Consider the following 23,260-nt stretch of genomic DNA (forward strand, 5'->3'; position numbering starts at 1 on the left):
TCGAGACATGACCGCATCGCGCAGTGCCCGTATCGAGGCCGAGGACTCCGGCCCCCACCGGCCGCACACCCTGGGCGCCACGGTGTCGGCCGACGAGTTCAAGGCCGTCTTCCGCGGCCACCCCGGCGGCATCGCGGTCATCACCGCGCAGGGCCCCGACGGACCCGTCGCCCTCACCGCGTCGTCGGTCTCATCCGTGAGCGTCGACCCGCCCCTGCTGATCTTCTCGACCTCCGTGCTCTCCTCCGCCACCCCGGCCATCGCCGCGGCGGAGACGATCGTCGTGCACCTGCTCGATGCCGATGACCTCGACCTCGCCCGTCTGGGCGCGACGAGCGGCGTCGACCGCTTCGCCGACACCGACGCGTGGACCCGCCTGTCGACCGGCGAGCCGGTCTACCGGGGCGTGCGCGCCTGGGTGCGCTGCGCGGTCGTGAGCAGGATGGATGCCGGCAGCTCCGTCGTCATCGCCGCTCAGGCCCTCCAGGCCCACGTCGAACGCGACATCCCGCCGGCCGAGGCCGGCAACGGGCTGGTCTATCACAACCGTCTCTGGCACCGTCTGGGCGAGCACTCCCGCGTCGACTGAGCACGGCGCCGCGGTCAGGCCGCAGCGCGCGCCATGCAGTCGTAGTCGGGGACGACTCTTGTCGGCTCTGAGGATCGCCGCGCGACAGAAGTCATCCCAAACTCTCGCCGGGCAGGGCTGGGCCGGGCCGGGCCGGCGGGCGCGACGCCCAGCGGGAGCCGGACTCGAGAGTGACGCGGTCAGGCAGGGTCGTCGAAGAGCTGGCCGATCGGCTCGCGCTTCTCGGACTGGAAGCGGTCTTCCGCGCGGCCGCGCGCCCAGTATGCCGACAGCGACATGTCGGTGCGCGACAGGCCCCAGACGCGCTGCAGGTGGGTTCCGAGCGCCTTCACCTGGCCGCGCTCGCCGTGCACGAACGCCTCGACCGGCGCGTCGGGCGGCGTCAGGCCGGAGACCTCGGTCACCACGTCGGACTTGCTGCGGTGCACCCAGCGCACCCGGACGCCGGCTGGCGCGCGCAGCGGCACTTCGTCATCGGGACCGTCGACCTCGATCAGCACGCTGCCCACGGCATCGGTGGGCGCCGCCTCGAGCGCGGCGGCGATCGCCGGGACGGCCGACTCGTCGCCGACGTACAGACGGTGGACCGCGGCATCCTGTGTCGGCAGGAACTTGCCGCCCGGACCGCTCAGGCACAGCAGGTCGCCCGGCTGAGCGGAGGCAGCCCACGGTCCGGCGATGCCGTCGTCGCCGTGCACCACGAAGTCGATCGCGATGGTGCGGCCCTCGAGGTCGACGTCGCGGACGGTGTAGGTCCGTCGCGACGGGAGGTCTTCCGGGGCGAGCGTCTCGCGCAGCGCATCGAGGTCGTAGGGCGGCTGGAGGCCGAGCTCCGGCTTGGCGAAGAGGAGCTTGACGTACTTGTCGGTGGCGGCGAGGCGCTCCGGGTCGGCCTGGGTCAGGAACTGCTCCACGCCCGCCCCGCCCAGGCGCACACGGGTCAGCGACGCCGAGAGCCTCTCGGTCGCGACGACCTCGAGCACGAGCGGGGTGCGGGGCTTGCGCGGCCGATCCATGGGCGAAGAAGGCGGGGTGAGGGTCATGGGTGCTCCTGGGCGATTCAGCCGGCGCGCAGCTCGTGGATGGCGGTGGACAGGTTCGTGCCGTTCAGCTCGAGGTAGACGGTGCCCTCGGTGACCGAGACGGACAGTGTGCTGCGGCGCTCGAGGGCGGCGGCGGCCGCGTCGACGAAGCCGGGGTCGAAGCTGCGGAGCGGGATGTCCTCAGCGCGGTGGATGCGCTTGCCGTCCCACGTCGCGGCCACCTTCGCCGGATCGCGGTGGGTGTACACGACGGTGCGGTCGGCGAGCTTGCTGCCGGTGTGCAGTCGCGACGCATCCGGGGAGCCGACCTCGATCCACGACGTCACGCGCCCGGTCAGGTCGCGCACGAGCACGGCGGGCTCGTCAGTGGCGGCGACGCCCTCGCTGAAGGAGATGCCCTCGGCGTACTCCAAGCAGTAGGCGAGCACGCGCGTCATCATGAAGGCGGCGGTCTCGGACGGATGCCGCGCCACGCGCAGCGTCAGATCCTCGTAGACGCCGCGATCGACGTCGGCCAGCTGCACCGCGAAGGTGTGGATCGTCGCACCGATGGCCATGTGATCGAGGCTACCCGCGCGGGCGACCCCCACCGCACGGAGCGGAGGCGCGGCCGTGGCTCAGAGCGCCTTGAGCCGCTTCTTCGCCTGCTTCTCGACCAGCACCGCCACGAAGTCCCGCACGTGGGCGTCGTGCAGCTCGTCGAACGAGTCCTCGACGACGGAGCGGACCGTCTCTTCCGGAACCTCGGGGAATCGCGGGCGGAGGCGTTCCGCGATCTCCTCGATGCTGACGGTTTCCTCGGGGGTGCGGTGGGGCATGGCGTGTCTCCGTGGGGGCGAGGGGAGCTTCCACGCTACTCCTGCATGCAGCCGAATACTGTCCTCTCAGGGCGCCGCATCCCACCAGTCGAGCACCCGTGTGCCGATGAGGGTCAGCCACGGCGAGCGCTCGCCCTCGTCGACGTCGACGTCGAACCACGTGCGACCGGGAAGCCTCCCCGCCTGCAGCCAGGTGCCGTCGCTCTGCCGCGCCGCGCGGACGAGTTCGATCGCGTCGGCGAGGCGATGGTCGGGCGGCGTGCCCTCCAGGTCGGAGGCGTCGCGGAAGTGATCGAGGGCGGCGAGGGCGCTGTAGCGATAGCGATCGGGGTAGAGGAACTGGTCGACGAACTCCCCGACGCGCTCGCCCGTCGACGCGCGATACAGCAGCCTCCGCGACAGCAGATACTCCTCGCCCGCGTGACGCGCCTCGCGGAGTGACGTGTCGCCGGTGATCCGTTCGTAGGCGAGCATGCCGCGCACCGCATTGAGCGTGGAGTGGAAGGACGATCGCGTCGAATCGCCTTCTTCGGCCTGACAGTTCCAGCCGCCGTCGGCGAGGCGATGCTCGGGGAACCAGGCTACGAGGCGCGAGACGTCCGCTCCGAGCCAGGCACCCGTCGCAAGCGTGAATGCGTTGATGCAGACGTCGACCTCGCCGCCCCAGTAGGGGAGGTCGTCGTACTCCCAGCGGCTGTGGCGGTCGAGTTCCTCCGCCGTTCCTGCGAGCACCGACGCGTCGAGCCCCCACTCGCGCAGGTCTTTGAGGCTCCACGTCGTGGCCACCCAGGGCTGCCCGGGCTCTTCCGCCTCGGGGCTGTCGAAGTAGCCGGCCGGGAAGTACGCGCCGCCCAGCCATTGCCCGTCGTCGTCCTGGTGCGAGAGCAGCTCCGCCCCGAACCCCTCCGTGGCCACGCGCGACCGGGTCTCCTGCCAGACCTCGGGCGGCGCCTGCAGCAGGTCGCGCTGCACCTGCCAGCGCAGTGCGGGGTCGGTGTCGAGGAGCCAGTCGAGCGTCTTCGGATCGAGGGACATGGCGGCACGCTACTCCCGCCCGCCGACACCCGCGACCCGCCCGCTCACACCCGCGACCCTCGCTGACACCGGCGATCAGGCCGCCGGCACCGCCGCCGTGGTCGCGCGGGGCACCAGCCTCGTGGGGAGCAGGATGCTGGTCTGCGCCGGCGTCTCCCCCGCCATCAGCGCCATGGCCAGCTCGGCGGCGATCCGGCCCAGGCGGTGCATGGGCTGGCGGACCGTGGTGAGGGCGGGCAGCCGGCGCGAGGCCTCGGGGATGTCGTCGAAGCCGACGACCGACAGGTCTTCGGGCACCCGCAGGCCCAGCTCGGCCGCGACGCCCAGCACCGCGAGGGCGGAGAGGTCGTTCGCGGCGAACACCGCGGTCGGTCGCGCTCCACCGAGCAGGGTGCGCGCAGCATCCCCCGCCGCCTCCGGCTCGTACCGGCCGACCTCCACCAGCCTCGGGTCGAAGTCGATGCCGGCATCGGTGAGCGCCTGCCGGTAGCCGGCCTCGCGGAGCTTCGCCGAGCGGAGGTCGGGACGGCCGGCGAGGAACCCGATGCGGCGGTGGCCGAGCTCGACGAGGTAGCGGGTCGCCTCGACCGCTCCCCCGAAGCTGTCGGACTCGACGGTGGGGAGATCGCCGTGGCCCGTGTGCGGGTCCACCGCGACGATCGGGATCTCGGCACTCGGGGCGATGACGGTCGGGGTGACCATGATCGCGGCGTCGATGAGGGTGCCCGACAGCCGCTGGAGCGACCGCTTCTCCCACCCGGCGGAGGCGTGGTGGCGCACCCCCGCGTAGGCGAGGACGTCGTAGGGCGAGCCGGCGAGGCCGGCGCTGACGCCCTTGAGGATCTCGGCGGTGAAGGGCTCGAAGTCGGGCACCAGCACGCCGATCACGCCCGTCTGGCGCGCCCGCATGCTGCTGGCCACGAGGCTCGACGCGTATCCGAGGCGCTCGACCTCGGCGAGCACGCGCTGCGCCGTGCCCTCCGCCACGCCGTACCTGCCGTTGACGGCCTTGGAGACCGTGGCGACGCTCACCCCGGCCGCCGCCGCGACGTCGTGGATGGTGGCGCGACGCGTGGGCATGAGGCTGAATCTAGTGGAAGAAAATGATTTCGAAAACGTTTGACGAACCGCGCCCGCGGTTGCGACGATCCTCGGACCGGTCGCCGGACAGCTTTACGGCACCGACCTGCGTCGTCACCCATCGGCGCCACTCAACGAGGAGAACATGGTGAGTCACATGAACAGCAGAAGGATGCTGGTCGCATCGGCCGCACTCGTCGCGGGAGCGCTCGCTCTCAGCGGCTGCGGCGCAGGCGGAGACAGCGGCGGGGACAGCGACGGCGGCGACGTCACGATGAGCCTCTGGCACAACTCGACGACCGGCCCCGGCAAGGACTTCTGGGACACGACGGTCGCTGACTTCGAGGCGGCCAACCCCGGCGTCACGATCGAGATCCAGTCGGTGCAGAACGAGGACCTGGACGGCAAGCTGCAGACCGCGCTCAACGCGGGCGATGCCCCCGACCTGTTCCTGCAGCGCGGCGGCGGCAAGATGGCCGCCATGGTCAAGGCCGGCCAGCTCAAGGACCTCACCGACGCCATCAGCGGCGCGGCCAAGGACGAGATCCCCCAGGCGGCGTACTCGGCGAACAGCCTCGATGGGAAGATCTACGCCCTCCCCGTCGCCGTCCTCCCCGGCGGCCTCTTCTACAGCCAGGACCTCTTCACGCAGGCCGGCATCACCGAGACGCCCACCACCATGGACGAGTTCGACGACGCCGTGTCGAAGCTGAAGGACGCGGGCGTCGCCCCGGTCGCGCTCGGCGCGAAGGACGCCTGGCCGGCCGCGCACTGGTACTACTGGTTCGCGCTGCGCGAGTGCAGCGCCGACACCCTGGCCCAGGCCGCCGACGAGAAGAACTTCGACGACGAGTGCTGGATCGCCGCGGGCGAGGACCTCGAGAAGTTCGCCGCGACGCAGCCGTTCAACGAGGGCTTCCTCACCACCTCCGCCCAGCAGGGCGCGGGAAGCTCGGCCGGTCTCGTGGCCAACCACCAGGCCTCGATGGAGCTCATGGGCGCCTGGGACCCGGGCGTGATCAGCTCGCTCACCCCCGACGCCAAGCCGCTCGCCGACCTCGGCTGGTTCCCCTTCCCGGAGATCTCCGGCGGCAACGGAGAGCCCGGCTCGATGATGGGCGGCGTGGACGGCTACTCGTGCTCGGTGGACGCCCCCGACGCCTGCGTCGACTTCCTGAACTACCTGGGCACCTCCGACGTGCAGACGAACTACTACAAGGCCTTCAACGCGCCGCCGGTGAACACCGTCGCGCAGAAGGCGGTCACCGAGCCCTACCTGCAGAGCATCCTGGAGGCGTACAACGCCGCCCCGTACGCCTCGCAGTGGCTCGACACCGTCTACGGCCAGAACGTCGGCAACGCGATGAACGTCGCCGTGGTGGACCTGCTCGCAGGCAAGGGCTCGCCGCAGGACCTCGTCGAGGCCGTCAAGAGCGCCGCAGCGAAGGCGTGAGGTCATGCACTCACGCGTGAGCGCCGCCGAGCGCGGCAGCACACCGGGAGTGCTCGCGCAGGCCGGCGGGGACGACGTCATCTCGTCCCCGCCGGCTTCGCCGCCGGCATCCCCCCGCCGCAGGCGCGGCATCAGCTGGTCGACGCGGCTGGAGATCCTGCTCCTGGTCGGGCCAGCCCTGATCATGTTCCTGGGCTTCGTGATCTTCCCCGTCGCGATGGCCGCCTACTACGGCTTCTTCAGCTGGCAGGGCTACGGCGCCCCGACCGACTTCGTCGGCTTCCGCAACTACCTGACGATCATCCAGGACCCGCTCTTCCTCGAGGCGCTGGGGCACAACGGCTTCATCGTCGTGCTGTCGCTCGTGCTGCAGGGGCCGGCGGCGATCCTCCTCGCCCTGCTGCTGAACCGGCGCATGCGCGGTCAGTCGCTGATCCGCGTGCTGATCTTCGTGCCCTACGTCATCGCCGAGGTCGTCGTCGGCACCGGCTGGAGCCTCATGCTCCAGACCACGGGCGCCCTCAACGGGCTCCTGGAGAAGATCGGGCTCGGCGCGTTCACGGCCGACTGGCTGTCGGACCCGAGCATCGCCATCTGGACCCTCATGGGGATCATCACGTGGAAGTACATCGGCTTCGCCGTGATCCTCTTCCTCGCCGGTCTCCAGGGCATCCCCGAGGAGCTCTCGGAGGCGGCCGCCATCGACGGCGCCTCGTTCTGGCAGATCCAGTGGCGCATCACGCTGCCGCTGATGGGCCCGACGCTGCGCATCTGGGCGTTCCTGTCGATCATCGGATCGCTGCAGCTGTTCGACCTCGTCTACATCATCTGGGGGCAGTACATCGCCTCCACCGCCGGCACGTCGACCATGGCGACGTACATGGTCTCCGAGGGCCGCAACGCGGGCAACTTCGGCTACGGCAACGCCGTCGCCGTCGTGATCTTCGTCATCTCCCTGGTCGTCGCCCTCATCTATCAGCGCTTCGTGCTGCGTCGGGACACCGACGGCGCCCTCACCGGCGACAGCGGCAGGAAGAGGAAGGAACGCCGATGACCGCCGCTCCCGCACCCCTGACCGAGCGTCGCGGCGCCCGGACCGCGACCCGCCCCACGGGCGACGCGCCGACCCGTCGGCGCCCCCGCGCCGGCGGAGCCCTCCCCACCGGCAGCCCCGGCGTCTACCTGATCGCCGTCGTGGTGATCGCCGTGATGCTCGTGCCGATCGGGTACATCATCATCGGCGGCTTCCGCACCAACGCCCAGATCACGGTCGACCCGTCCGGGTTCCCGAGTCCGTGGGACGCCGGCAACTACATCGACGTCCTCACCGGCGGCATCTTCTGGCGCCAGGTGGGCAACTCGCTCATCGCCGCGGTGGCCACGACCGCCGGCGCCGTCGGCCTCGGCCTCATGGCCAGCTATGTGCTCGCCCGCTACCGGTTCGCCGGCCGCGGCGTGCTGTACGCGCTGTTCGCCGCGGGCCTGATGTTCCCGCTGACGGTGGCGATCACCCCGCTGTACATCGTGGTGCGCAACCTCGGACTGATGAACTCCCTCGGCGGGGTGATCCTGCCCCAGATCGCCTTCGCCCTGCCGACGACGATCATCATCCTGGTGCCGTTCCTGCGCGCCATCCCGGACGAGATCCAGGAGGCCGCGTTCATCGACGGGTGCAGCCGCATCGGCTTCTTCTGGCGCATGGTGCTGCCGCTGTCGCTCCCGGGCGTCATCACCACCGGCATCCTGGCGTTCATCGGCAGCTGGAACAGCTATCTGCTGCCCCTGTTCATCCTGAACAACGAGGCCGCCTTCACCCTGCCCCTCGGGGTGCAGTCCTTCGCGTCGCAGTACTCGGTCGACACCGCCAAGGTGCTGGCCTTCACGTCGCTGTCGATGCTTCCGGCGCTGGTGTTCTTCAGTCTCTTCGAGCGCCGCATCGTCGGCGGCCTCACCGGAGCCGTGAAGGGCTGACGCCCCCGCGAGGTGTCCGGCCGCCGACAGCGGCCCGACACCGTCTCGCACGTCCGCCGGACGTGCCCGCAGATACAGAAAGAGAACGACGTGGCCCTGCCTGAAGCATCCCCGGTGTCGCCCCGCGTGCGCGACCTGCTCGCCCGCATGACGATCGAGGAGAAGGTCGCCCAGCTGGTCGGCTACTGGGTCGACCAGGGCGACGAGGTCGTCGCGCCGATGGCGGGTGAGATGCGCACCTCCACGCGCTACGCGGAGGCGACCGCCCACGGCCTCGGACACCTCACCCGCGTCTACGGCACCCGCCCCGTCGACCCCGTCGAGCGCGCGCAGTGGCTGCACGGCGAGCAGCGGCGGCTCACCACCGAGACCCGCCTCGGCATCCCCGCGATCGTGCACGAGGAGTGCCTCACCGGACTCGCCGCGTGGAAGGCCGCGACCTTCCCGACTCCGCTGGCCTGGGGCGCCTCCTTCGACGAGGCCCTCGTCGAGGAGATGGCCGCCGCGATCGGCGGCTCGATGCGCGAGCTCGGCATCCATCAGGGCCTCGCCCCCGTGCTGGACGTCATCCGCGACCCGCGCTGGGGCCGCGTCGACGAGTGCATCTCGGAAGACCCGTACGTGGTCGGGATGCTGGGCTCGGCCTACGTCCGCGGGCTCCAGGGCGCCGGGGTGCACGCCACCCTCAAGCACTTCGTCGGCTACTCCGCCTCGCGCGCGGGCCGCAACCACGCCCCCGTCTCGGCCGGCGCCCGCGAGCTCGCCGATGTGCTGCTGCCGCCGTTCGAGATGGCCGTCCGCGATGCGGGCGTGCGCAGCGTCATGAACTCCTACGCCGAGATCGACGGCATGCCCGTCGCCGCGACCCCCGACTACCTCCAGACCCTGCTGCGCGAGGTCTGGGGCTTCGACGGGGTGGTGGTCTCGGACTACTTCGCCGTCGCGTTCCTCATGACCATGCACCGCGTCGCCGAAGACCGCGCCCGCGCGGCCTCGCTCGCCATCGCGGCCGGCATCGACGTCGAGCTGCCCGGCGCCGATGCGTATCCCGAGCTCGTCGCGCTGGCCGCGGCGGGGGGGATGGATGCTGCGCTCGTCGACCGCGCGGTCGCCCGCGTGCTGACGCAGAAGGAGGACCTCGGGCTCTTGGACGCCGTGTTCGAGGCGGCGCCCGAGACGATCGACCTGGACACGCCCGAGCACCGCCGCATCGCGCGCGAGCTCGCGGAGGAGTCGCTCGTGCTGCTCAGCAACGACGGCATCCTCCCCCTCGCCGCCGGCACGACCGCGCGCGTGGCCGTCCTCGGCCCGAACGCCGACAGCGCCGAGGCGCTGATGGGGTGCTATTCCTTCGTCAACCACGTGCTGGCCCACCACCCCGGCACGCCCGCCGGCATCGAGCTGCCCACGGTGCTCGACGGCCTGCGCGCCAACCTGCCGCACGCCGGCATCACGCACGCGGCCGGGTGCGACGCCGAGGGAGCGGACCGCAGCGGCATCGCCGACGCGGTCGCCCTCGCCGCCGACGCCGACGTCGCGATCGTCGTGGTCGGCGACCGCGCCGGGCTCTTCGGGCGCGGCACGGTCGGCGAGGGCAACGACGTCGAGTCGCTCGAGCTCCCCGGCGTGCAGCGTGAGCTCGTCGAGGCGGTCGCGGCGACCGGCACGCCGGTCGTGCTCGTGCTGCTGACCGGCCGCCCGTACGCGATCGAGTGGGCCCTGCCCGCCCGCGCGACCGACCCGGGCACGAGAGCCGGACTCGGCATCCCCGACGCGCCCTCCGACGCGGATGCCGCGGCCCCGGGAGCCACGGGGGCCGCAGCCGCCGCGCTCCAGGCGTTCTTCCCCGGCGAGGAGGGCGGCATCGCGATCGCCCGCGTGCTGAGCGGCGCCGTCGTCCCGTCCGGGCGCCTCCCCGTCTCGCTCCCCCGCTCCGCGGGCGCGCAGCCGTACTCCTACCTGCACCCCGTGCTGGGCGGGCGCAGCGACATCACGAGCGCCGACCCGACCCCCACGCTGCCCTTCGGCCACGGCCTGTCGTACACGACGTTCGCCCACGAGGAGCTCCTCGTCGACGGCGAGGTCGCGGCCGGAGCCTCGTTCACGGCCCGCGTGCGGGTGCGCAACACCGGCGAGCGCGCAGGCACCGACGTCGTGCAGCTCTACGGGCGCGACCTGTTCGCGAGCGTGACCCGCCCGGTCGCGCAGCTGCTGGCCTTCGCGCGGGTGACGCTCGAGCCCGGCGAGGAGACCCTCGTGCGTTTCGAGGTGCCGACGCAGCGCCTCGCGTTCACCGGGGTGCACGGGCGGCGGATCGTCGAGGCCGGCGCCGTCGAGGTGTGGGTCGGCCCGTCGTGCGCCGAGCGCGACGCCGAGGCGCTCCTCGACATCACCGGCGCCGAGCATGTCGTCGCCCCGGAAGACCCGCGGGTCGCGCGCGCCGTGATCGAGGCCTCCGCCCGGGTGGAGTGACCGGCCCCGCCCGAGTCGCGTGACCGATACCGCCGCGGTCGGTCGGCCCGGCGCCCCGTCACGCCCGCGGGCGCGCCGCGTCAGCGTCCCCGGCCGGTGGCGCCGTCGATCCGCCGACGACGAGCGTGGTGGCCAGCTCCACCCGTCGCGGCGCAGCCGCACCGTCCTCGTCCGGTCGCAGCACGGCGCGTGCGGCCGTCTCCGCGATCTCGCGGAGCGGCAGTCTCACCGTGGTCAGCCGCGGCGTGGACAGCTCGGCCGTCGCCAGACCCCCGACACCGACGACGGACAGCGCGGCCGGAACGGACAGACCGAGGCCGCGCGCGGCCCGGATCACCCCCACGGCCTGAGCATCGCTGCCCGCCACGATCGCCGACGGCTGCGATGCGGCGCCGAGCAGCTCGCGGGCGCATGCCTCCCCGCCGTCGGCGTCGGAGGGGGCGAAGCGCGCCCAGGCCGGCGCGACCTCGAGGTCGGCCCCCGACAGCGCGGCGCGGCAGCCGTCCATGCGCGCGACGGACGACATGTCGCTCGACGGGCCCATGATCGCCGCGATGCGGCGGTGGCCCAGGTCGAGGAGGTGGCGGGTCGCAGCGAGGCCCCCGGTCCAGTGGGCCGCCCCCACGGCTGCCACGCCGACCTGCGGATCCCCGGCCGGGTCCACGAGCACGACGGGCACGCCGGCGCGGTCGAGGTTCTCCCGGGCGCCGGGCGGCAGGCCCGAGGCGAGCACGATCACGCCCGCCGGTCGGCGGCGCACCGCGGCATCCGTCCACTCCGTCGCCGCGGACCGCGCATCTCCCGACAGCGCCAGCGACACGGCCATGCCCTCGGCGGTGGCGACGGCGAGGATCCCGTCGACGAGCTCGAGCATCTCCTCGCCGTGCAGGCGCGGCAGCACCACCTCGATGTACTCGCGGCGCCCGGCGCCGCCGCGGCGGCGGTACCCCCGCAGGCGCAGCTGCTCCTCGATCGCCCCGCGCGTGGCCGATGAGACGTCCGACCCGCCGTTCAGCACCTTCGAGACCGTCGTCAGCGAGACACCCGTCTCGGCGGCGATCTCCCGGAGCGTCACGCGGGCCGTCACGTCGGGCGTCCCGTCAGTTCCGGAGCGAGCCCCGGAGCAGATCCGCGAGCGGCTGACGCACGACGCAGCGCTCGAAGGCGAAGTCCCCGGCCAGCTCCGCGGCCGCGGACGGCGCGACGCCCGCGAAGAGCCGCGCGTGGTCGTCGACCATCGCCTCGGCCAGCATCACGTGCCGCACGTGGCCGTGGATCCACCGTCGGGCGCCCCACGGGTAGGGCTGGAAGTCGGGGAACTCCTCCGCGAACAGCTTCTCGATCGGGTCCAGGATGCTGCGCACCCCCGCATCGGTCGAGCCCCAGGAGTCGACTCCCAGACGGGCCTTCTTCTCGCGCACGGGGGCGATCAGGCGCAGGTAGTCGCCCTGCGGGTCGGCGGTCACGACGCCCTGCAGGCCGATGTCCTTGTACGTCCAGAGCGCCCAGCTCGCGTCGTACCGGTCGTAGATGTCGAGCTGATCCTGCAGCAGCTGCGAGCGCTCGGCATCGCGGTCCGGGTCACCCGTGTAGACCGGTCCGAACTCGCCGACCCAGATGGGGGTGCCCGTCCGGCGCATGAACTCGGTGCGCTGCAGGAAGGTCCGCTCGACGGCGTCGCGGTCGACGAACTGCCCTCGCGAGACGCCCGGATACGGGCCGCCGTCGACGAAGCCGGGAAGCGCGTAGTCGTGCGCCGTGTAGACCGTGTTGGGCAGCGGATCGCCGAGCTGGTCGAACTGCGTGGAGTACCGGTTGCCGTCGAGGAAGAGGATGTGATCGGGATCGACCCGCCGGATCGCGGCCTCCAGCCGCCGGTAGAACGGGCCGATGGTGGACCCCTCGACGTCGGCCGGCTCGTTGACGGGGTTGTAGCCGGCGACCCAGGGGTTGCCGCGGTAGTGGTCGGCGATGTGCTCCCACAGGGCGACCACCCGGTGCTGGAACTGCTCCTGCGCCCAGAAGCCCGCCCACTGCGTGGGGTTGTCGCTGTGCCAGTGCTGGTTCTGGGCGCCCGGCACCGCGTGGAGGTCGAGGATCGTGTAGATGCCGTGGCGCGCACACGCCTCGACGACCCGATCCAGCAGGCGGAATCCTTCGTCGCGCAGGACGAGGGGCTCCGCGTCGTCTTCGAAGTGCCGGTAGCTGAACGGCACGCGGAGGGAGTTCACTCCCAGCGACTGCAGGAACGCAGCATCCGAATCGGTGAAGAAGTCGTGCAGGAAGCGCTCGAAGAACGCCTCGTACGCCTCCTCGCCCATCGCCCGGCGCAGCGCCCTCCGCTGCTGCGACTCCGAGCCGGCGTAGCCGGTGATGAAGTTCTCCATGTTCATCCAGCCGCCGAGTCCGAAGCCGCGGAGGCGCACGGGCTCCGTGCCCGAGACGATGCGCGTCCCGTCGACGCGCAGGATCGGCAGCTCAGACACCCGAGCCCTCGCCTCCGCCCTGCGCGGCGCCCAGTGTGACGGCGCTCCACGAGACCGGCGGCAGGGTGATGGTGACCGTGGAGCCCTCCCGCCGCACCGAGGTGTTCTCGGCGGGCGCGACGCGCTCCGGCTCGGCCAGCGTGTTGGCCGCGTGCACGTCGGGGTCTGCCAGCGTCGTGCCCGACACCGCGTCGATCGCGCCGAAGGCCGAGATGTCGACGCTGAGTTCGACCTCCTCGGTCAGGCTGCGGTTGACGAGGAACACCGACACGTCGCCGGTCGCCTCGTCGTGCGTGGCCACCGCGTCCACCACGGGCACGGCGCCGAACACCGCCGTGTCGTAGGTGGGGCTGTCGAGCGTCACCCGCAGCGCCTGGCCGCGGGCCAGACGCGAGGTGAGCGAGAACGGGAAGAACGTCGTCTGGCGCCAGCTCGGGCCGCCCGGCTCGGTCATGATCGGCGCGATCACGTTCACCAGCTGAGCCAGGCTCGCCGAGGTCACCCGGTCGGCGTGACGCAGGAGCGAGATCAGCAGGCTGCCCACGACCACCGCATCCATCACCGAGTAGGAGTCCTCGAGCAGGCGGGGCGCCACGGGCCAGGTGTCGACGTCGGTGATCTTGTCGACGTCGTTGTAGCGCGACTGGTACCAGACGTTCCACTCGTCGAACGAGATCTTGATCGTCTTGTCGCTGCGGCGGAGCGCCTTGACGTGATCGGCGGTGGAGACCACCGACTCGATGAAGCCGTCCATGTTCACCGCGGAGGCCAGGAAGCTGCCGAGGTCGCCGTCGATCGGCTCGTAGTACGCGTGGCACGAGATGTAGTCGACCTCGTCGTAGGTGCGCTCGAGCACGACGCGCTCCCACTCGCCGAACGTCGGCATCTGCGCACCGGAGCTGCCGCAGACCACGAGCTCGAGGTCGGGGTCGATCTGACGCATCGCGCGTGCCGTCTGGCCCGCGATGCGGGCGTACTCCTCCGCGGTGCTGTAGCCCAGCTGCCACGGTCCGTCCATCTCGTTGCCCAGGCACCACATGCGGATGTCGTGGGGTTCGGGTCGGCCGTTGGCGACCCGCTGCCGGGCGAACGCCGTGTCGGTGCGGAGGTTCGCGTACTCGAGCACGTCGAGGGCGTCCTGGATGCCGCGGGTGCCGAGGTTCACGGCGTACATGAGCTCGCTGCCGACCTTCTCCAGCCACGAGGCGAACTCGTCGAGGCCGATCTCGTTCGTCTCCGTCGAGTGCCAGGCGAGGTCGAGCCGTCGCGGGCGGTCCTCCCGCGGTCCGACGCCGTCCTCCCAGCGGTACCCGGAGACGAAGTTGCCGCCGGGATACCGGATGGTCGAGACGCCGAGCTCGCGGACGAGGTCCATGACGTCGGTCCGGAAGCCCTCCTCGTCGGCGGTCGCGTGCGTCGGCTCGTAGATGCCGTCGTACACGCATCGGCCGAGGTGCTCGACGAAGGAGCCGAAGAGGCGGCGGTCGATCGGTCCGATGGCCGCGGCCGGGTCGATCGTCAGGCGGGAGTGGAGCATGTTCTTCTTCCGGGGTTCAGGGGATGAGGACGACGCGGACAGCGGGGATCATTTGAGGCTTCCGATGGCCAGCCCGCCCTGCCAGTACTTCTGCAGGGTGAGGAACGCGATGATCAGCGGGATCACCGACACCAGCGAGCCGAGGATGATGATGCTCCACAGCGATGTGCCGCCGGCGTTGTTGGCCGAGGCGATGCCCTGCCACAGGCCGATGCCGACCGTCACCGGGAAGAGCCGGTTGTCCGAGAGCATCGCCAGCGGCAGGAAGTAGTTGTTCCACGACGCGACCACCGACAGCAGCACCACCGTCACGATGGCGGGGCGGAGGAGCGGCAGCGCCACCTGGACGAAGATGCGGAATTCACCGGCCCCGTCGACGCGGGCGGCGTCGAGCAGCTCCTCGGGCACCGCGTCGCGCGCATACACGTGCATGAGGTACACGCCGAACGGGTTGAGGAGCGTCGGGAGGATGACGGCCCAGATCGTGTTCGTCAGACCCATCTGGGAGAACATGATGAACGTCGGGATCACCAGCGCCGTGGCCGGCACCATGACCGAGCCGAGCAGGATGGCGAATCCGAGCCGGCGCCCGCGGAAGTCGTACTTCGCGAACCCGTAGCCGGCCGCGACCGCCAGCACCGTCGCGCCGAGGCCTCCCACGACCGCGTAGAGGGCGGAGTTCATCAGCCACCGGAGGTAGATGCCGTCCTGGAACGAGAACAGCTGGACGAGGTTGCCCCAGTAGTCGACGTTGTCCGTGAACCAGAGGGCGCTTCCGCCGCCGAAGAGGCCCGCGGCATCCTTGGAGCTGTTGACGATGACCCACCAGAAGGGGATCAGGAAGTAGATCAGCAGGAATCCGAGGAGGACCTGGAGGGGGATGTAGCGCTGCTGGCGCGGCTTTCGCAGCTCGAGGGTCGAAGCGGTCATGACAGGAAGCTCCCGCGCTTGCGTGTGATGAACATGAAGAGGTAGACGCAGAGGAAGACCACGGCGCCGAGGGCGAAGGAGATCGCCGACCCGTAGTTGTAGTTCGCCAGCGCGAAGGCCTGCTGGTACGCGTACATGTTGGGCGTGAAGTCGGCGCTGATCGCTCCGGCGGCGAGGTACCGCAGGATCTGCGGTTCGTTGAAGAACTGCAGGGTGCCGATGAGCGCGAACACCAGGATGAGCACCAGGGCGGGCGCGATGAGCGGGATCTTGATCCGCAGCACGATCTGCCACTGGTTGGCGCCGTCGATGCGGGCCGCCTCGTACAGCGTCGGGTCGATGCCCTGGAGCGCGGCGTACAGGATGATCATGTAGTAGCCCGCCCACTGCCAGATGACGATGTTCAGCAGGCCGTAGAAGATGAGGCCACGACTCAGGAAGTCCGGGCCCGTGGCTCCGAAAGTTCCGAAGATCTCCGCGAGAGGGCCGAAGCTCTTGCTGTAGAGGAACCCCCACATCAGCGCGCCGATGACGGCGGGGATGGCGTAGGGCAGGAAGATCATGAGCCGCGAGAACCGCGCGAAGCGAGTCGTGACCACGTCGAGCATGAGCGCGACGGCCAGCGACACCAGCATCTGCAGCGGGATCAGGACGAGCGAGAACCGGACCACGAACCAGACGCCGTCGAGGAAGCTCGGGTCGGTGAAGGCCTTGACGTAGTTGCCGAAGAGGACGAAGCGGGTGCCGCCGATGAGCTGGGACTGGAAGAGGCTCAGGTACAGGGCGTAGAGGAGGGGCGCCACCAGGAAGGCGAGGAAGACGATGGCGAACGGGGCGATGAACCCCCATCCGATGAGACCACGTCGGGATCTGCGGCGTCGGGGTGCGGGTGCGACGGCCTGGGGCGCGTCCTTCACCAGTTGAACGGTCATGCGTGTCTCCCGGAGACGAGGGTCGGGACGACGGGGGCCGGTCCGGCGAGCGGACCGACCCCCGTCGCGGTGGTCACTTGACGGTGAAGCCCTGCTCCGTGGCGTAGGCGGCGATGTCGGCCTGCAGAGCGTCGGCGGCGTCGGAGCCGGAGATCGAGCCCTCGTTGATGGAGGCGAGCTGCTGCGTGAAGGCGTCGTAGTAGTACTGCCCGAACGGCACGTACGTCATGCCGGTGTAGTCGTTCGCCGCCGGCACGTACACCTCCTTGTTGGCCTGCTGCCCGCTGAAGAACGGGATCTCGTAGTCCACGAAGGCGTCCGAGTTCAGCGCGGTGAGGTTGAGCGGGAAGATGACCTGGTTCTGCCAGCCGTCCTCGAGCGACTTCTCGTCCGCGTAGACGCCGAGGGCGACCTTCGCCGCCAGCGCGGGATCCTTGGCCTGGCTCGTCACCGAGAACGCCGACCCTCCCCAGTTCACGGAGATCGGGTTCGAGGAGTCCCACTGGGGCAGCGGAGCGGTGCGCCAGACATCGGCGTCCTCGCCCTCGCCCACGCCGGCACCGGTCAGGTATCCGGGCGCCCACGCGGCGGAGATGTAGGTGGCGTAGTTGCCGCCGATGACCCCCGAGATGTACTCCGGCGTGAACTGGTCCTGCGTGCCCACGAGGCCCTTCTCCACGAGCCCGGCCCAGTAGTTCAGGACCTCCTTCGACTCGCTGCCGGCCAGGTCGATCGCGATCTCCTCGGGCTTCGAGGAGTCGTACCCGAAGGGCGTGGCGCCGTTCTGGTACTGCAGCGCCATCATGACGGCCGGGACGTTCGCGCCGAGGTCGCCGAACAGCGGTCCGCCGGCATCCTTCATCTTCTGGGCGGCGGCCTCGTACTCCTCCCACGTCGTGGGCGGGGTGATGCCGTACTGCTCGAAGATGTCGGCGCGGTAGATCATGCCCATGGGGCCGCCGTCGACGGGGACGCCGTAGACGCCGTCGCCGACGGAGACGTCCTTCCAGGCTCCCTCGCTGTAGTCGCCCTTCACGTCCTCGTAGCCGAGGTCTTTGATGTCGACGATGCCCTTCTGGATCTGGAAGGTCGGGATGCGGTCGGCCTCCACCATGATCACGTCGGGTGCGCCGGTGCCGGCGGTGATCGCCGTCTGGAACTTGTCGTACTCGTCACCGCCCTGGCCGACGTTCGTCCAGCAGACCTGAACCTCGTCGTTCTGGTCGTTGAAGTTGTCGATGACCGTCTCCATGTTGGGGTACCAGGCCCACATGGTGACGACGGGGAGGTCGGCTTTCGGAATGGTGTTGGTGCAGTTGGTGGCGTCGTTGCCGCCTCCACCGCCCTGGGATGCAGTACCGCCTCCGCCGCCGGAGCAGGCGACGAGCCCGCCGGCGAGCACGAGCGTGGTGGCCGCAGCAAGGACATGCTTCGTCTTCACTGGAGATTCCTTTCGGTGTGCTGGACTTCTTCGTCGGTGCCACCCCCGGAACACGCGACGCGACGGCCGAGCCGTACGCGTCGCCGTTTCCGGCAGGTTATTACAACGTTGTATATAACGTTGTAGAGAGAATGCCAGCCGACCCCGCGGGTGTCAAGAGAGTCGGCGGAACTTCCCGGAGACTGAGCGGAACTTCCGCTCAGTACCGGATGGGCGGGGCCGGCAGATCGGCGAGGAGGCGCGACAGTGCGGCGTAGGCGTCGTCGCGGTAGCGCGCGACCTCCGGGGCGGTCTCGGGCGACGTGGCCAGGAACCCGCGTCCCGTCTTCAGGCCCAGTTCACCCCGCTCCACGTGCGCGGCGAGCACCTCCGGCTCGGCGAAGCGCTCGGGATAGGTCTCCGACAGCGACCGGTAGCAGAACTCGTACACGTCGAGGCCGGCGATGTCGGCGATGGCGAAGGGCCCGAAGAACGGCAGCCGGAAGCCGAAGGTCGTGCGGGTGATGAGATCGACCGCCTCGGCCGTCGCGACACCCTCCTCCACGAGGCGGGCCGCCTCGCTGAACAGGGCGTACTGCAGGCGGTTGAGCGCGAAGCCGGTCACGTCCTTGATCGGCACCCCGACCTTGCCCGCCTCGGCGAGGAGCGCGATGACGCGCTCGACGACACCGTCGGCGGTGCCGGCGTGCGCGATGACCTCGACCCCGGGCACGAAGGTGGCCGGGTTGCTGAAGTGCACCCCCAGGAAGCGGTCGGGGCGCTCCAGCGCGTCCGCCAGAACGCCGATCGAGATGGTCGACGTGTTGCTGCCGATGATGGCGTCTGCGGGGCAGGCGGCGTCGATGCGCGCAAGGGTGCCGGACTTGATCTCCGGAACCTCCGGCACGGCCTCTTCGACGAACTGGGCCTCCGCGACGGCGTCCTCGATCGACGCGGCGGCCGTGACGCCCGCGGCGACGCGGTCGCGTGCGTCCGGCGGGAACAGCCCGCGGGCGGCGTGGTCCGCAGCCTCCGCGATGATGCGCTCCCGGCCCGCCGCGGCGACCTCGGGGCTCACATCGGCCAGCGACACCCTCCGGCCCGCCAGAGCGAGCACCTGGGCGATGCCGCCCCCCATGTAGCCGGATCCGACGACGGCGATGGACTCGATCATGCTGTCTCCTCGTGCTTCTCGATCAGATCGACCTTCGCCGCCGACGGCGACGCGGGGTCGAAGCGGTATTCCAGCCACTCCGCGACGAGGCGCTTCGCCAGCTCGAGGCCGATGACGCGGGCGCCGAGCGCGAGGACGTGGGCGTCGTTGCTCAGGATGCTGCGCTCGACCGAGTAGCTGTCGTGAGCCGTCACGGCGCGGATGCCGCGGACCTTGATGGCGGCGATCGCCATGCCCAGTCCCGTGCCGCAGACCAGCACGGCGCGATCGGCCGTCCCCGCGGCCACGCGCTCCGCGGCCTCGACGGCGATGCTCGGGTAGGCCGTGGACCCGCCCTCCGCCACGCCGATGTCCTCGACGCGGTCGACTCTCGGGTCGGCGGCCAGCAGGTCGCGCAGAACGTCCTTGTACGCCTGCCCGGCGTCATCCGCCCCGACGACGATGCGCCAGCCCATGTCAGCTCCCCTTCTCGACGCGCGCCGCCACGGCATCGACGATCATGGCGAAGGACGTCGCGCCGGGGTCGGCGTGGCCGACGCTGCGCTCGGCGAGCGGTCGCGCCCGTCCGCGGCGCGGCACGAGTGCGGCCGTCGCCTCGGCCGCCCCCGTCGCCGTTGCGGCCGCCGCGCGCAGAGCGCCGGCGACGGGCTCGCCCGCCGCGATCCCCTGCCGGAGCGATGCCGCGAACGGCGCCATGGCGTCGAGCATGGTCTTGTCTCCGGCTTCGGCGCCGCCGAGCGCGCGGATGCGCTCCACTGCCGCGTCGACCGCGTCCGCGACGAGCGCGGGCGGGTATTGATCGTGGTCGCCCAGCGAGGTGCCGAGCTGTGCGAGAGCGGCGCCCCACAGCGCTCCCGAGGCGCCTCCGGCGCGCTCGGCCCAGCCTTCCCCCGCCGCGGTGAGCGCCGCGGACAGCCCCGCGGCGGCGCCGCTCCGCTCGGCGGCCGTCACCGCTGCATCCAATCCGCGCACCATCCCCACGCCGTGGTCGCCGTCGCCCGCGATCGCGTCGAGTGCGCCGAGCTCGGCCTCGTGGGCGCCGACGACGTCGTGCGCGACCCGCAGGAGGTGGATGGCCGTCTCCGCGGCGGCGACCGAACCCGCCGGGACGGACTCGGAGGACGACGGGATGCCGGAGGAGCCCTCGACGGCAGGCTCGTCGTCGATCTGCTCGGCGTCGCCCGTGCGAGGTGCGACCGCGCCCCGGTGGAAGGCGGGCGCTGCCGCCGCCGCGGCCCAGAGCTCCTCGAGCTCGTCGTCGAGCCACAGCAGGCTGACGGACGCGCCGCCCATGTCGAGGCTCGTCACCAGTTCGCCGCAGAGCGGCTGCACCACGGTGATCCCCTGCGCGTCGAGCAGGCCCGACACCTCTCCGAACAGCACGAACAGCTCCTCGTACTTGACCGAGCCGAGGCCGTTGACGATGAGGGCGACGCGGTTTGCGTCTGCGGGCCGCTCCGCGAGGAGCGGCTGCAGCAGGGTCGCGGCGAGGTCCGGCGCGGTCTGCAGCGGGACGTCCTCGATGCCGGGCTCGCCGTGGATCCCCAGTCCGAGCGACATCATCCCCGCGGGCACCTCGAAGAGCGACGCATCGGCGCCGGGCAGCGTGCAGCCCGAGAACGCGACGCCGAAGGTCACGGTGCGCTCGTTGGTGAGGCGCACCAGCCGCTCGACCGAGTCGAGATCGTCGCCGCGGTCGGCGGCGGCACCCGCGATGTGGAACGCGAACACGATGCCGGCGATGCCCCGGCGCTGATCGCGCGCATCCCGGGGCGCGCTGGCGACATCATCGGTCAGCAGCACGGTGCGGGCGTCGACGCCCTCATCGCGCAGACGGCGCTCCGCCTCGCCGAAGTGCATCACGTCGCCGGCGTAGTTGCCGTAGGCGAAGAGGATGCCGCCCCCGGCGTCGGCCGCATGCGCGACGCGCATCGCCTGGCCGGTGGACGGCGAGGAGAAGATGTTGCCGCAGACCGCGCCGGCCGCCATGCCCTCCCCCACGTAGCCCGCGAAGGCGGGGAAGTGACCGGATCCGCCGCCGATCAGCACCGCGACGCGCCCAGGAGCGGACCTGTGGCGACGGACGACACCGCCGTCGACCGCACGCACGACGTCGGCGTGCGCGGTCACGAAGCCCGCCAGCGCGTCGCGGGCGAAGGTCTCGGGCTCGGACAGGATGCGCGTCACGACGACACCGGCGCCGGCGTCTGACGCACCCGGCTCTCGCCGGCCTCATACGCCCGCCTCGGCAGCACGCGCCGGAGGTAGTCGCGGTTCGCCGCGCTCATGCTCAGCCCGTCGCCCCCGTAGTGCTCTGTGCAGATGACCCCTTGGAAGCCGGCTCCGACGGCGATCTTCACCGCGGACCGGTAGTCGATCACGCCGGACTCGAGGTAGGACGGGGTCGTCGAGAACCAACCCGCCGCAGCATCTTCGTCCCTCGCATAGTTCTTGACGTGCCAGAAGTTCGCGTACGGCATCGTGGCCTCGAGCAGCATCCGCCACGATTCGACGGGCTCGTGCAGACGGACGAGGTTTCCGATGTCGGGATTCAGGCCGACGGTGTCGAGACCGATCTCCTCCACCAGCCGCACGGACGAGGCCGCCGAGCCGAGGTAGGTGTGCTCGTACATCTCCAGCGAGACCACGAGACCGACCTCGCCCGCGTGGGTGCCGAGTTCGCGGAAGCGCTGGACAGCGCGCTGCCACGCATCGCCGTCGTCAGGGTCGTCGCGGTGCCCCTCGACGGTCCAGAACCACTGCTGCTTCGCCTGCTCGGCGGTCAGCGCGCGATGCAGTCCGAACGACACCACCTCGACACCCAGTTCGGCCGCCGCGTCGATGCAGCGGTGGGCGTAGGCGAGGTGCGCGTCGCCGTCGCGCTCGTCGATGACGCTGCGCCGGATGGCCGACATCGACAGGGCCCGCAGGCCGGTCTCCGTCAGGGCCTCGCGCAGGGCGGTCAGGCCGCGGGCGTCGAGGTCGCCGTACCGGACCCAGGAGTCGGTGAGATCGACCCCCTCGAACCCCGCGTCGCCCACCTCGAGGAGATCGGAGCGCCACCTCTCAGCCAGCCCCGCCGCGGGCACCACCGCGGGATCGGCGTCTCCCAGAGGGAGGAGGGCGGCCGCGATGGGCCAGGTGTCGGCGGTCAGCATCGAGGACTCCTTCGTCGTGATGGTCAGCACACTACACACGCGATACAACGTTGTAAAATGAACGGTTCGGAGCGATGAGGGAAGCGGATAAAGTACGAGGATCGCTCTGGCCGGATGGAGGCGTCGATGGGATCGACGATGCACGACGTCGCGCGCGTCGCGGGGGTGTCGATCAAGACGGTGTCCAACGTCATCAACGACTACCCGCACGTGCGTCCCGACACCCGGACCCGGGTGCAGGATGCGATCGCGGAACTGGACTACCGGCCCAACCTCTCCGCGCGCGGTCTCCGCTCCGGGCGCACCGGGGTCATCGGGCTGGCCGTGCCCGCCCTGCGCGAGAACTACTTCGCCGAGCTCGCCGACGCCGTGATCCGCAGCGCCGAGGCGCACGGTCTCGGGGTCGTCGTCGAGCAGACGAGCGGGGAGCGCGACGCCGAGCTCCTGGCCGTGTCGGGCGGCCGGCGCCGCTTCCTCGACGGCCTGCTGTTCAGCCCGGTCGCGATGGGCCAGACGGACGCGGCCGCGCTCACCGGCGGCAGCTTCCCGCTCGTCCTCCTCGGGGAGCGCATCTTCGACGGTCCGACCGACCATGTCGTGATGCACAACACGACCGCGGCGCGCGCCGCCGTCGAGCACCTCCTCGAGCGCGGTCGACGTCGCATCGTCCTGATCGGCGCCGATCCGGCCGCCGGCGACGAGGCCAGCTCCGCGAGCCTGCGACTCAAGGGGTACCGGCAGGCGCTGGACGCCGCCGGCATCGAGATCGATCCCGCGCTCATCCGCCCCTGCGAGCACTGGAACCGCGCCGGCGGCGCCGACACGGTGCGCGGCCTGCTGGACGAGGGCGTCGACTTCGACGCGATCTTCACCCTGAACGACACCCTGGGGCTCGGCGCCCTGCGCACCCTGGGCGCCGCGGGCCTGCGCGTGCCGGACGACGTCGACGTGATCGGCTTCGACAACATCGACGAGAGCCGCTACTCCGTGCCGTCGCTGTCCACCGTCGACACCGGCCGGGACGAGATCGCCGCGATCGCCGTCGAGCTCCTGATCGAGCGGATCGCCGAGAAGGACGATGCCCGCCCGCCGCGCACCATCAAGCCCGACTTCCGCATCGTCGCCCGCGAGTCCACCGGCAACCCCGACTCCGCGCAGTAGC

At 71.1% G+C, this 23,260-nt stretch carries 21 protein-coding genes; 6 read left to right on the forward strand and 15 right to left on the reverse strand.

Annotated elements, in window-relative coordinates:
* The first annotated feature begins 7 nt into the window (after positions 1-7).
* Complete coding sequence (locus CVS47_RS13660; protein WP_127096577.1) at positions 8-589, forward strand: flavin reductase family protein; 582 nt, start codon at positions 8-10, stop codon at positions 587-589.
* A gap of 179 nt (positions 590-768) precedes the next feature.
* On the opposite strand, the gene CVS47_RS13665 is transcribed toward CVS47_RS13660, so the two are convergent.
* The 5 genes from CVS47_RS13665 to CVS47_RS13685 all read right to left on the reverse strand — a co-directional run bounded on the left by CVS47_RS13665 (position 769) and on the right by CVS47_RS13685 (position 4,565).
* Positions 769-1,632, reverse strand: coding sequence for a siderophore-interacting protein (locus tag CVS47_RS13665; protein ID WP_127096578.1), 864 nt, complete (start codon positions 1,630-1,632; stop codon positions 769-771).
* Positions 1,633-1,649: 17 nt separating this feature from the next.
* Positions 1,650-2,189 carry a YaeQ family protein gene (locus CVS47_RS13670; protein WP_127096579.1) on the reverse strand — a complete coding sequence of 180 codons (540 nt, stop codon included), beginning with the start codon at positions 2,187-2,189 and terminating at the stop codon, positions 1,650-1,652.
* A 60-nt stretch (positions 2,190-2,249) separates the two neighbouring features.
* The gene (locus tag CVS47_RS13675) at positions 2,250-2,450 is read right to left on the reverse strand and encodes a three-helix bundle dimerization domain-containing protein (RefSeq protein WP_127096580.1); all 201 of its coding nucleotides are present in this window, start codon (positions 2,448-2,450) and stop codon (positions 2,250-2,252) included.
* Positions 2,451-2,516: 66 nt separating this feature from the next.
* A complete protein-coding gene (locus CVS47_RS13680) occupies positions 2,517-3,485 on the reverse strand; it encodes a squalene cyclase (protein WP_127096581.1) in 969 nt (322 codons plus the stop codon).
* 75 nt (positions 3,486-3,560) lie between these two features.
* Entirely contained in the window at positions 3,561-4,565 is a 1,005-nt protein-coding gene (locus tag CVS47_RS13685; RefSeq protein ID WP_127096582.1) for a LacI family DNA-binding transcriptional regulator, read from the reverse strand.
* A 157-nt stretch (positions 4,566-4,722) separates the two neighbouring features.
* Here CVS47_RS13685 and CVS47_RS13690 point away from each other — a divergent pair, with 157 nt between their 5' ends.
* The 4 genes from CVS47_RS13690 (at position 4,723) to CVS47_RS13705 (ending at position 10,461) form a co-directional block, all read left to right on the forward strand.
* Entirely contained in the window at positions 4,723-6,018 is a 1,296-nt protein-coding gene (locus CVS47_RS13690) for an extracellular solute-binding protein (RefSeq protein ID WP_127097378.1), read from the forward strand.
* A gap of 4 nt (positions 6,019-6,022) precedes the next feature.
* Positions 6,023-7,072, forward strand: coding sequence for a carbohydrate ABC transporter permease (locus tag CVS47_RS13695; RefSeq protein ID WP_127096583.1), 1,050 nt, complete (start codon positions 6,023-6,025; stop codon positions 7,070-7,072).
* Positions 7,069-7,989: a carbohydrate ABC transporter permease gene (locus CVS47_RS13700; RefSeq protein ID WP_127096584.1), complete on the forward strand. Its 921-nt coding sequence runs from the start codon at positions 7,069-7,071 to the stop codon at positions 7,987-7,989. Before CVS47_RS13695 ends, CVS47_RS13700 begins: the two co-directional genes overlap by 4 nt.
* A gap of 147 nt (positions 7,990-8,136) precedes the next feature.
* Positions 8,137-10,461 carry a beta-xylosidase/alpha-l-arabinosidase gene (locus tag CVS47_RS13705; protein WP_127097379.1) on the forward strand — a complete coding sequence of 775 codons (2,325 nt, stop codon included), beginning with the start codon at positions 8,137-8,139 and terminating at the stop codon, positions 10,459-10,461.
* Between the two features lie 58 nt (positions 10,462-10,519).
* Here the strand turns inward: CVS47_RS13705 and CVS47_RS13710 are convergent, their stop codons facing one another.
* The 10 genes from CVS47_RS13710 to CVS47_RS13755 all read right to left on the reverse strand — a co-directional run bounded on the left by CVS47_RS13710 (position 10,520) and on the right by CVS47_RS13755 (position 22,098).
* Positions 10,520-11,548 carry a LacI family DNA-binding transcriptional regulator gene (locus tag CVS47_RS13710; protein ID WP_127096585.1) on the reverse strand — a complete coding sequence of 343 codons (1,029 nt, stop codon included), beginning with the start codon at positions 11,546-11,548 and terminating at the stop codon, positions 10,520-10,522.
* 13 nt (positions 11,549-11,561) lie between these two features.
* Entirely contained in the window at positions 11,562-12,947 is a 1,386-nt protein-coding gene (locus CVS47_RS13715; RefSeq protein WP_206502638.1) for a glycoside hydrolase family 5 protein, read from the reverse strand.
* On the reverse strand, positions 12,940-14,484 hold the full coding sequence (gene arfA / locus CVS47_RS13720; RefSeq protein WP_127096586.1) for an arabinosylfuranosidase ArfA: 1,545 nt from the start codon (positions 14,482-14,484) through the stop codon (positions 12,940-12,942). Before arfA ends, CVS47_RS13715 begins: the two co-directional genes overlap by 8 nt.
* A 48-nt stretch (positions 14,485-14,532) precedes the next feature.
* Positions 14,533-15,414, reverse strand: coding sequence for a carbohydrate ABC transporter permease (locus CVS47_RS13725; RefSeq protein ID WP_127096587.1), 882 nt, complete (start codon positions 15,412-15,414; stop codon positions 14,533-14,535).
* Positions 15,411-16,346, reverse strand: a complete 936-nt coding sequence (locus tag CVS47_RS13730; protein ID WP_127096588.1) for a carbohydrate ABC transporter permease — start codon at positions 16,344-16,346, stop codon at positions 15,411-15,413. The genes CVS47_RS13725 and CVS47_RS13730 overlap by 4 nt, the downstream gene beginning before the upstream one ends.
* Positions 16,347-16,419: 73 nt before the next feature.
* Complete coding sequence (locus CVS47_RS13735; RefSeq protein ID WP_127096589.1) at positions 16,420-17,787, reverse strand: ABC transporter substrate-binding protein; 1,368 nt, start codon at positions 17,785-17,787, stop codon at positions 16,420-16,422.
* 199 nt (positions 17,788-17,986) lie between these two features.
* The gene (locus CVS47_RS13740; RefSeq protein WP_127096590.1) at positions 17,987-18,940 is read right to left on the reverse strand and encodes a 3-hydroxyacyl-CoA dehydrogenase family protein; all 954 of its coding nucleotides are present in this window, start codon (positions 18,938-18,940) and stop codon (positions 17,987-17,989) included.
* A complete protein-coding gene (locus CVS47_RS13745) occupies positions 18,937-19,395 on the reverse strand; it encodes a ribose-5-phosphate isomerase (RefSeq protein WP_127096591.1) in 459 nt (152 codons plus the stop codon). The genes CVS47_RS13740 and CVS47_RS13745 overlap by 4 nt, the downstream gene beginning before the upstream one ends.
* A gap of 1 nt (position 19,396) precedes the next feature.
* Positions 19,397-21,127, reverse strand: coding sequence for a dihydroxyacetone kinase subunit DhaL (gene dhaL / locus CVS47_RS13750; RefSeq protein ID WP_127096592.1), 1,731 nt, complete (start codon positions 21,125-21,127; stop codon positions 19,397-19,399).
* Positions 21,124-22,098: a sugar phosphate isomerase/epimerase family protein gene (locus tag CVS47_RS13755; protein ID WP_127097381.1), complete on the reverse strand. Its 975-nt coding sequence runs from the start codon at positions 22,096-22,098 to the stop codon at positions 21,124-21,126. Before CVS47_RS13755 ends, dhaL begins: the two co-directional genes overlap by 4 nt.
* Positions 22,099-22,236: 138 nt before the next feature.
* Here CVS47_RS13755 and CVS47_RS13760 point away from each other — a divergent pair, with 138 nt between their 5' ends.
* On the forward strand, positions 22,237-23,259 hold the full coding sequence (locus tag CVS47_RS13760) for a LacI family DNA-binding transcriptional regulator (protein WP_241240162.1): 1,023 nt from the start codon (positions 22,237-22,239) through the stop codon (positions 23,257-23,259).
* Position 23,260: the final 1 nt, after the last annotated feature.

It is taken from the genome of Microbacterium lemovicicum (assembly GCF_003991875.1).
Classification (GTDB): Bacteria; Actinomycetota; Actinomycetes; order Actinomycetales; family Microbacteriaceae; genus Microbacterium; species Microbacterium lemovicicum.

Bases quoted from the DNA above. Each gene is read 5' to 3' on its own strand.
- arfA (WP_127096586.1), bottom strand. From the start codon at position 14,484: ATGCTCCACTCCCGCCTGACGATCGACCCGGCCGCGGCCATCGGACCG.
- CVS47_RS13695 (WP_127096583.1), top strand. From the start codon at position 6,023: ATGCACTCACGCGTGAGCGCCGCCGAGCGCGGCAGCACACCGGGAGTG.
- CVS47_RS13700 (WP_127096584.1), top strand. From the start codon at position 7,069: ATGACCGCCGCTCCCGCACCCCTGACCGAGCGTCGCGGCGCCCGGACC.
- CVS47_RS13670 (WP_127096579.1), bottom strand. From the start codon at position 2,189: ATGGCCATCGGTGCGACGATCCACACCTTCGCGGTGCAGCTGGCCGAC.
- CVS47_RS13740 (WP_127096590.1), bottom strand. From the start codon at position 18,940: ATGATCGAGTCCATCGCCGTCGTCGGATCCGGCTACATGGGGGGCGGC.
- CVS47_RS13730 (WP_127096588.1), bottom strand. From the start codon at position 16,346: ATGACCGTTCAACTGGTGAAGGACGCGCCCCAGGCCGTCGCACCCGCA.
- CVS47_RS13760 (WP_241240162.1), top strand. From the start codon at position 22,237: ATGCACGACGTCGCGCGCGTCGCGGGGGTGTCGATCAAGACGGTGTCC.
- CVS47_RS13680 (WP_127096581.1), bottom strand. From the start codon at position 3,485: ATGTCCCTCGATCCGAAGACGCTCGACTGGCTCCTCGACACCGACCCC.
- CVS47_RS13745 (WP_127096591.1), bottom strand. From the start codon at position 19,395: ATGGGCTGGCGCATCGTCGTCGGGGCGGATGACGCCGGGCAGGCGTAC.
- CVS47_RS13705 (WP_127097379.1), top strand. From the start codon at position 8,137: ATGACGATCGAGGAGAAGGTCGCCCAGCTGGTCGGCTACTGGGTCGAC.
- CVS47_RS13685 (WP_127096582.1), bottom strand. From the start codon at position 4,565: ATGCCCACGCGTCGCGCCACCATCCACGACGTCGCGGCGGCGGCCGGG.
- CVS47_RS13675 (WP_127096580.1), bottom strand. From the start codon at position 2,450: ATGCCCCACCGCACCCCCGAGGAAACCGTCAGCATCGAGGAGATCGCG.
- CVS47_RS13725 (WP_127096587.1), bottom strand. From the start codon at position 15,414: ATGACCGCTTCGACCCTCGAGCTGCGAAAGCCGCGCCAGCAGCGCTAC.
- CVS47_RS13755 (WP_127097381.1), bottom strand. From the start codon at position 22,098: ATGCTGACCGCCGACACCTGGCCCATCGCGGCCGCCCTCCTCCCTCTG.
- CVS47_RS13690 (WP_127097378.1), top strand. From the start codon at position 4,723: ATGAACAGCAGAAGGATGCTGGTCGCATCGGCCGCACTCGTCGCGGGA.
- CVS47_RS13660 (WP_127096577.1), top strand. From the start codon at position 8: ATGACCGCATCGCGCAGTGCCCGTATCGAGGCCGAGGACTCCGGCCCC.
- CVS47_RS13665 (WP_127096578.1), bottom strand. From the start codon at position 1,632: ATGACCCTCACCCCGCCTTCTTCGCCCATGGATCGGCCGCGCAAGCCC.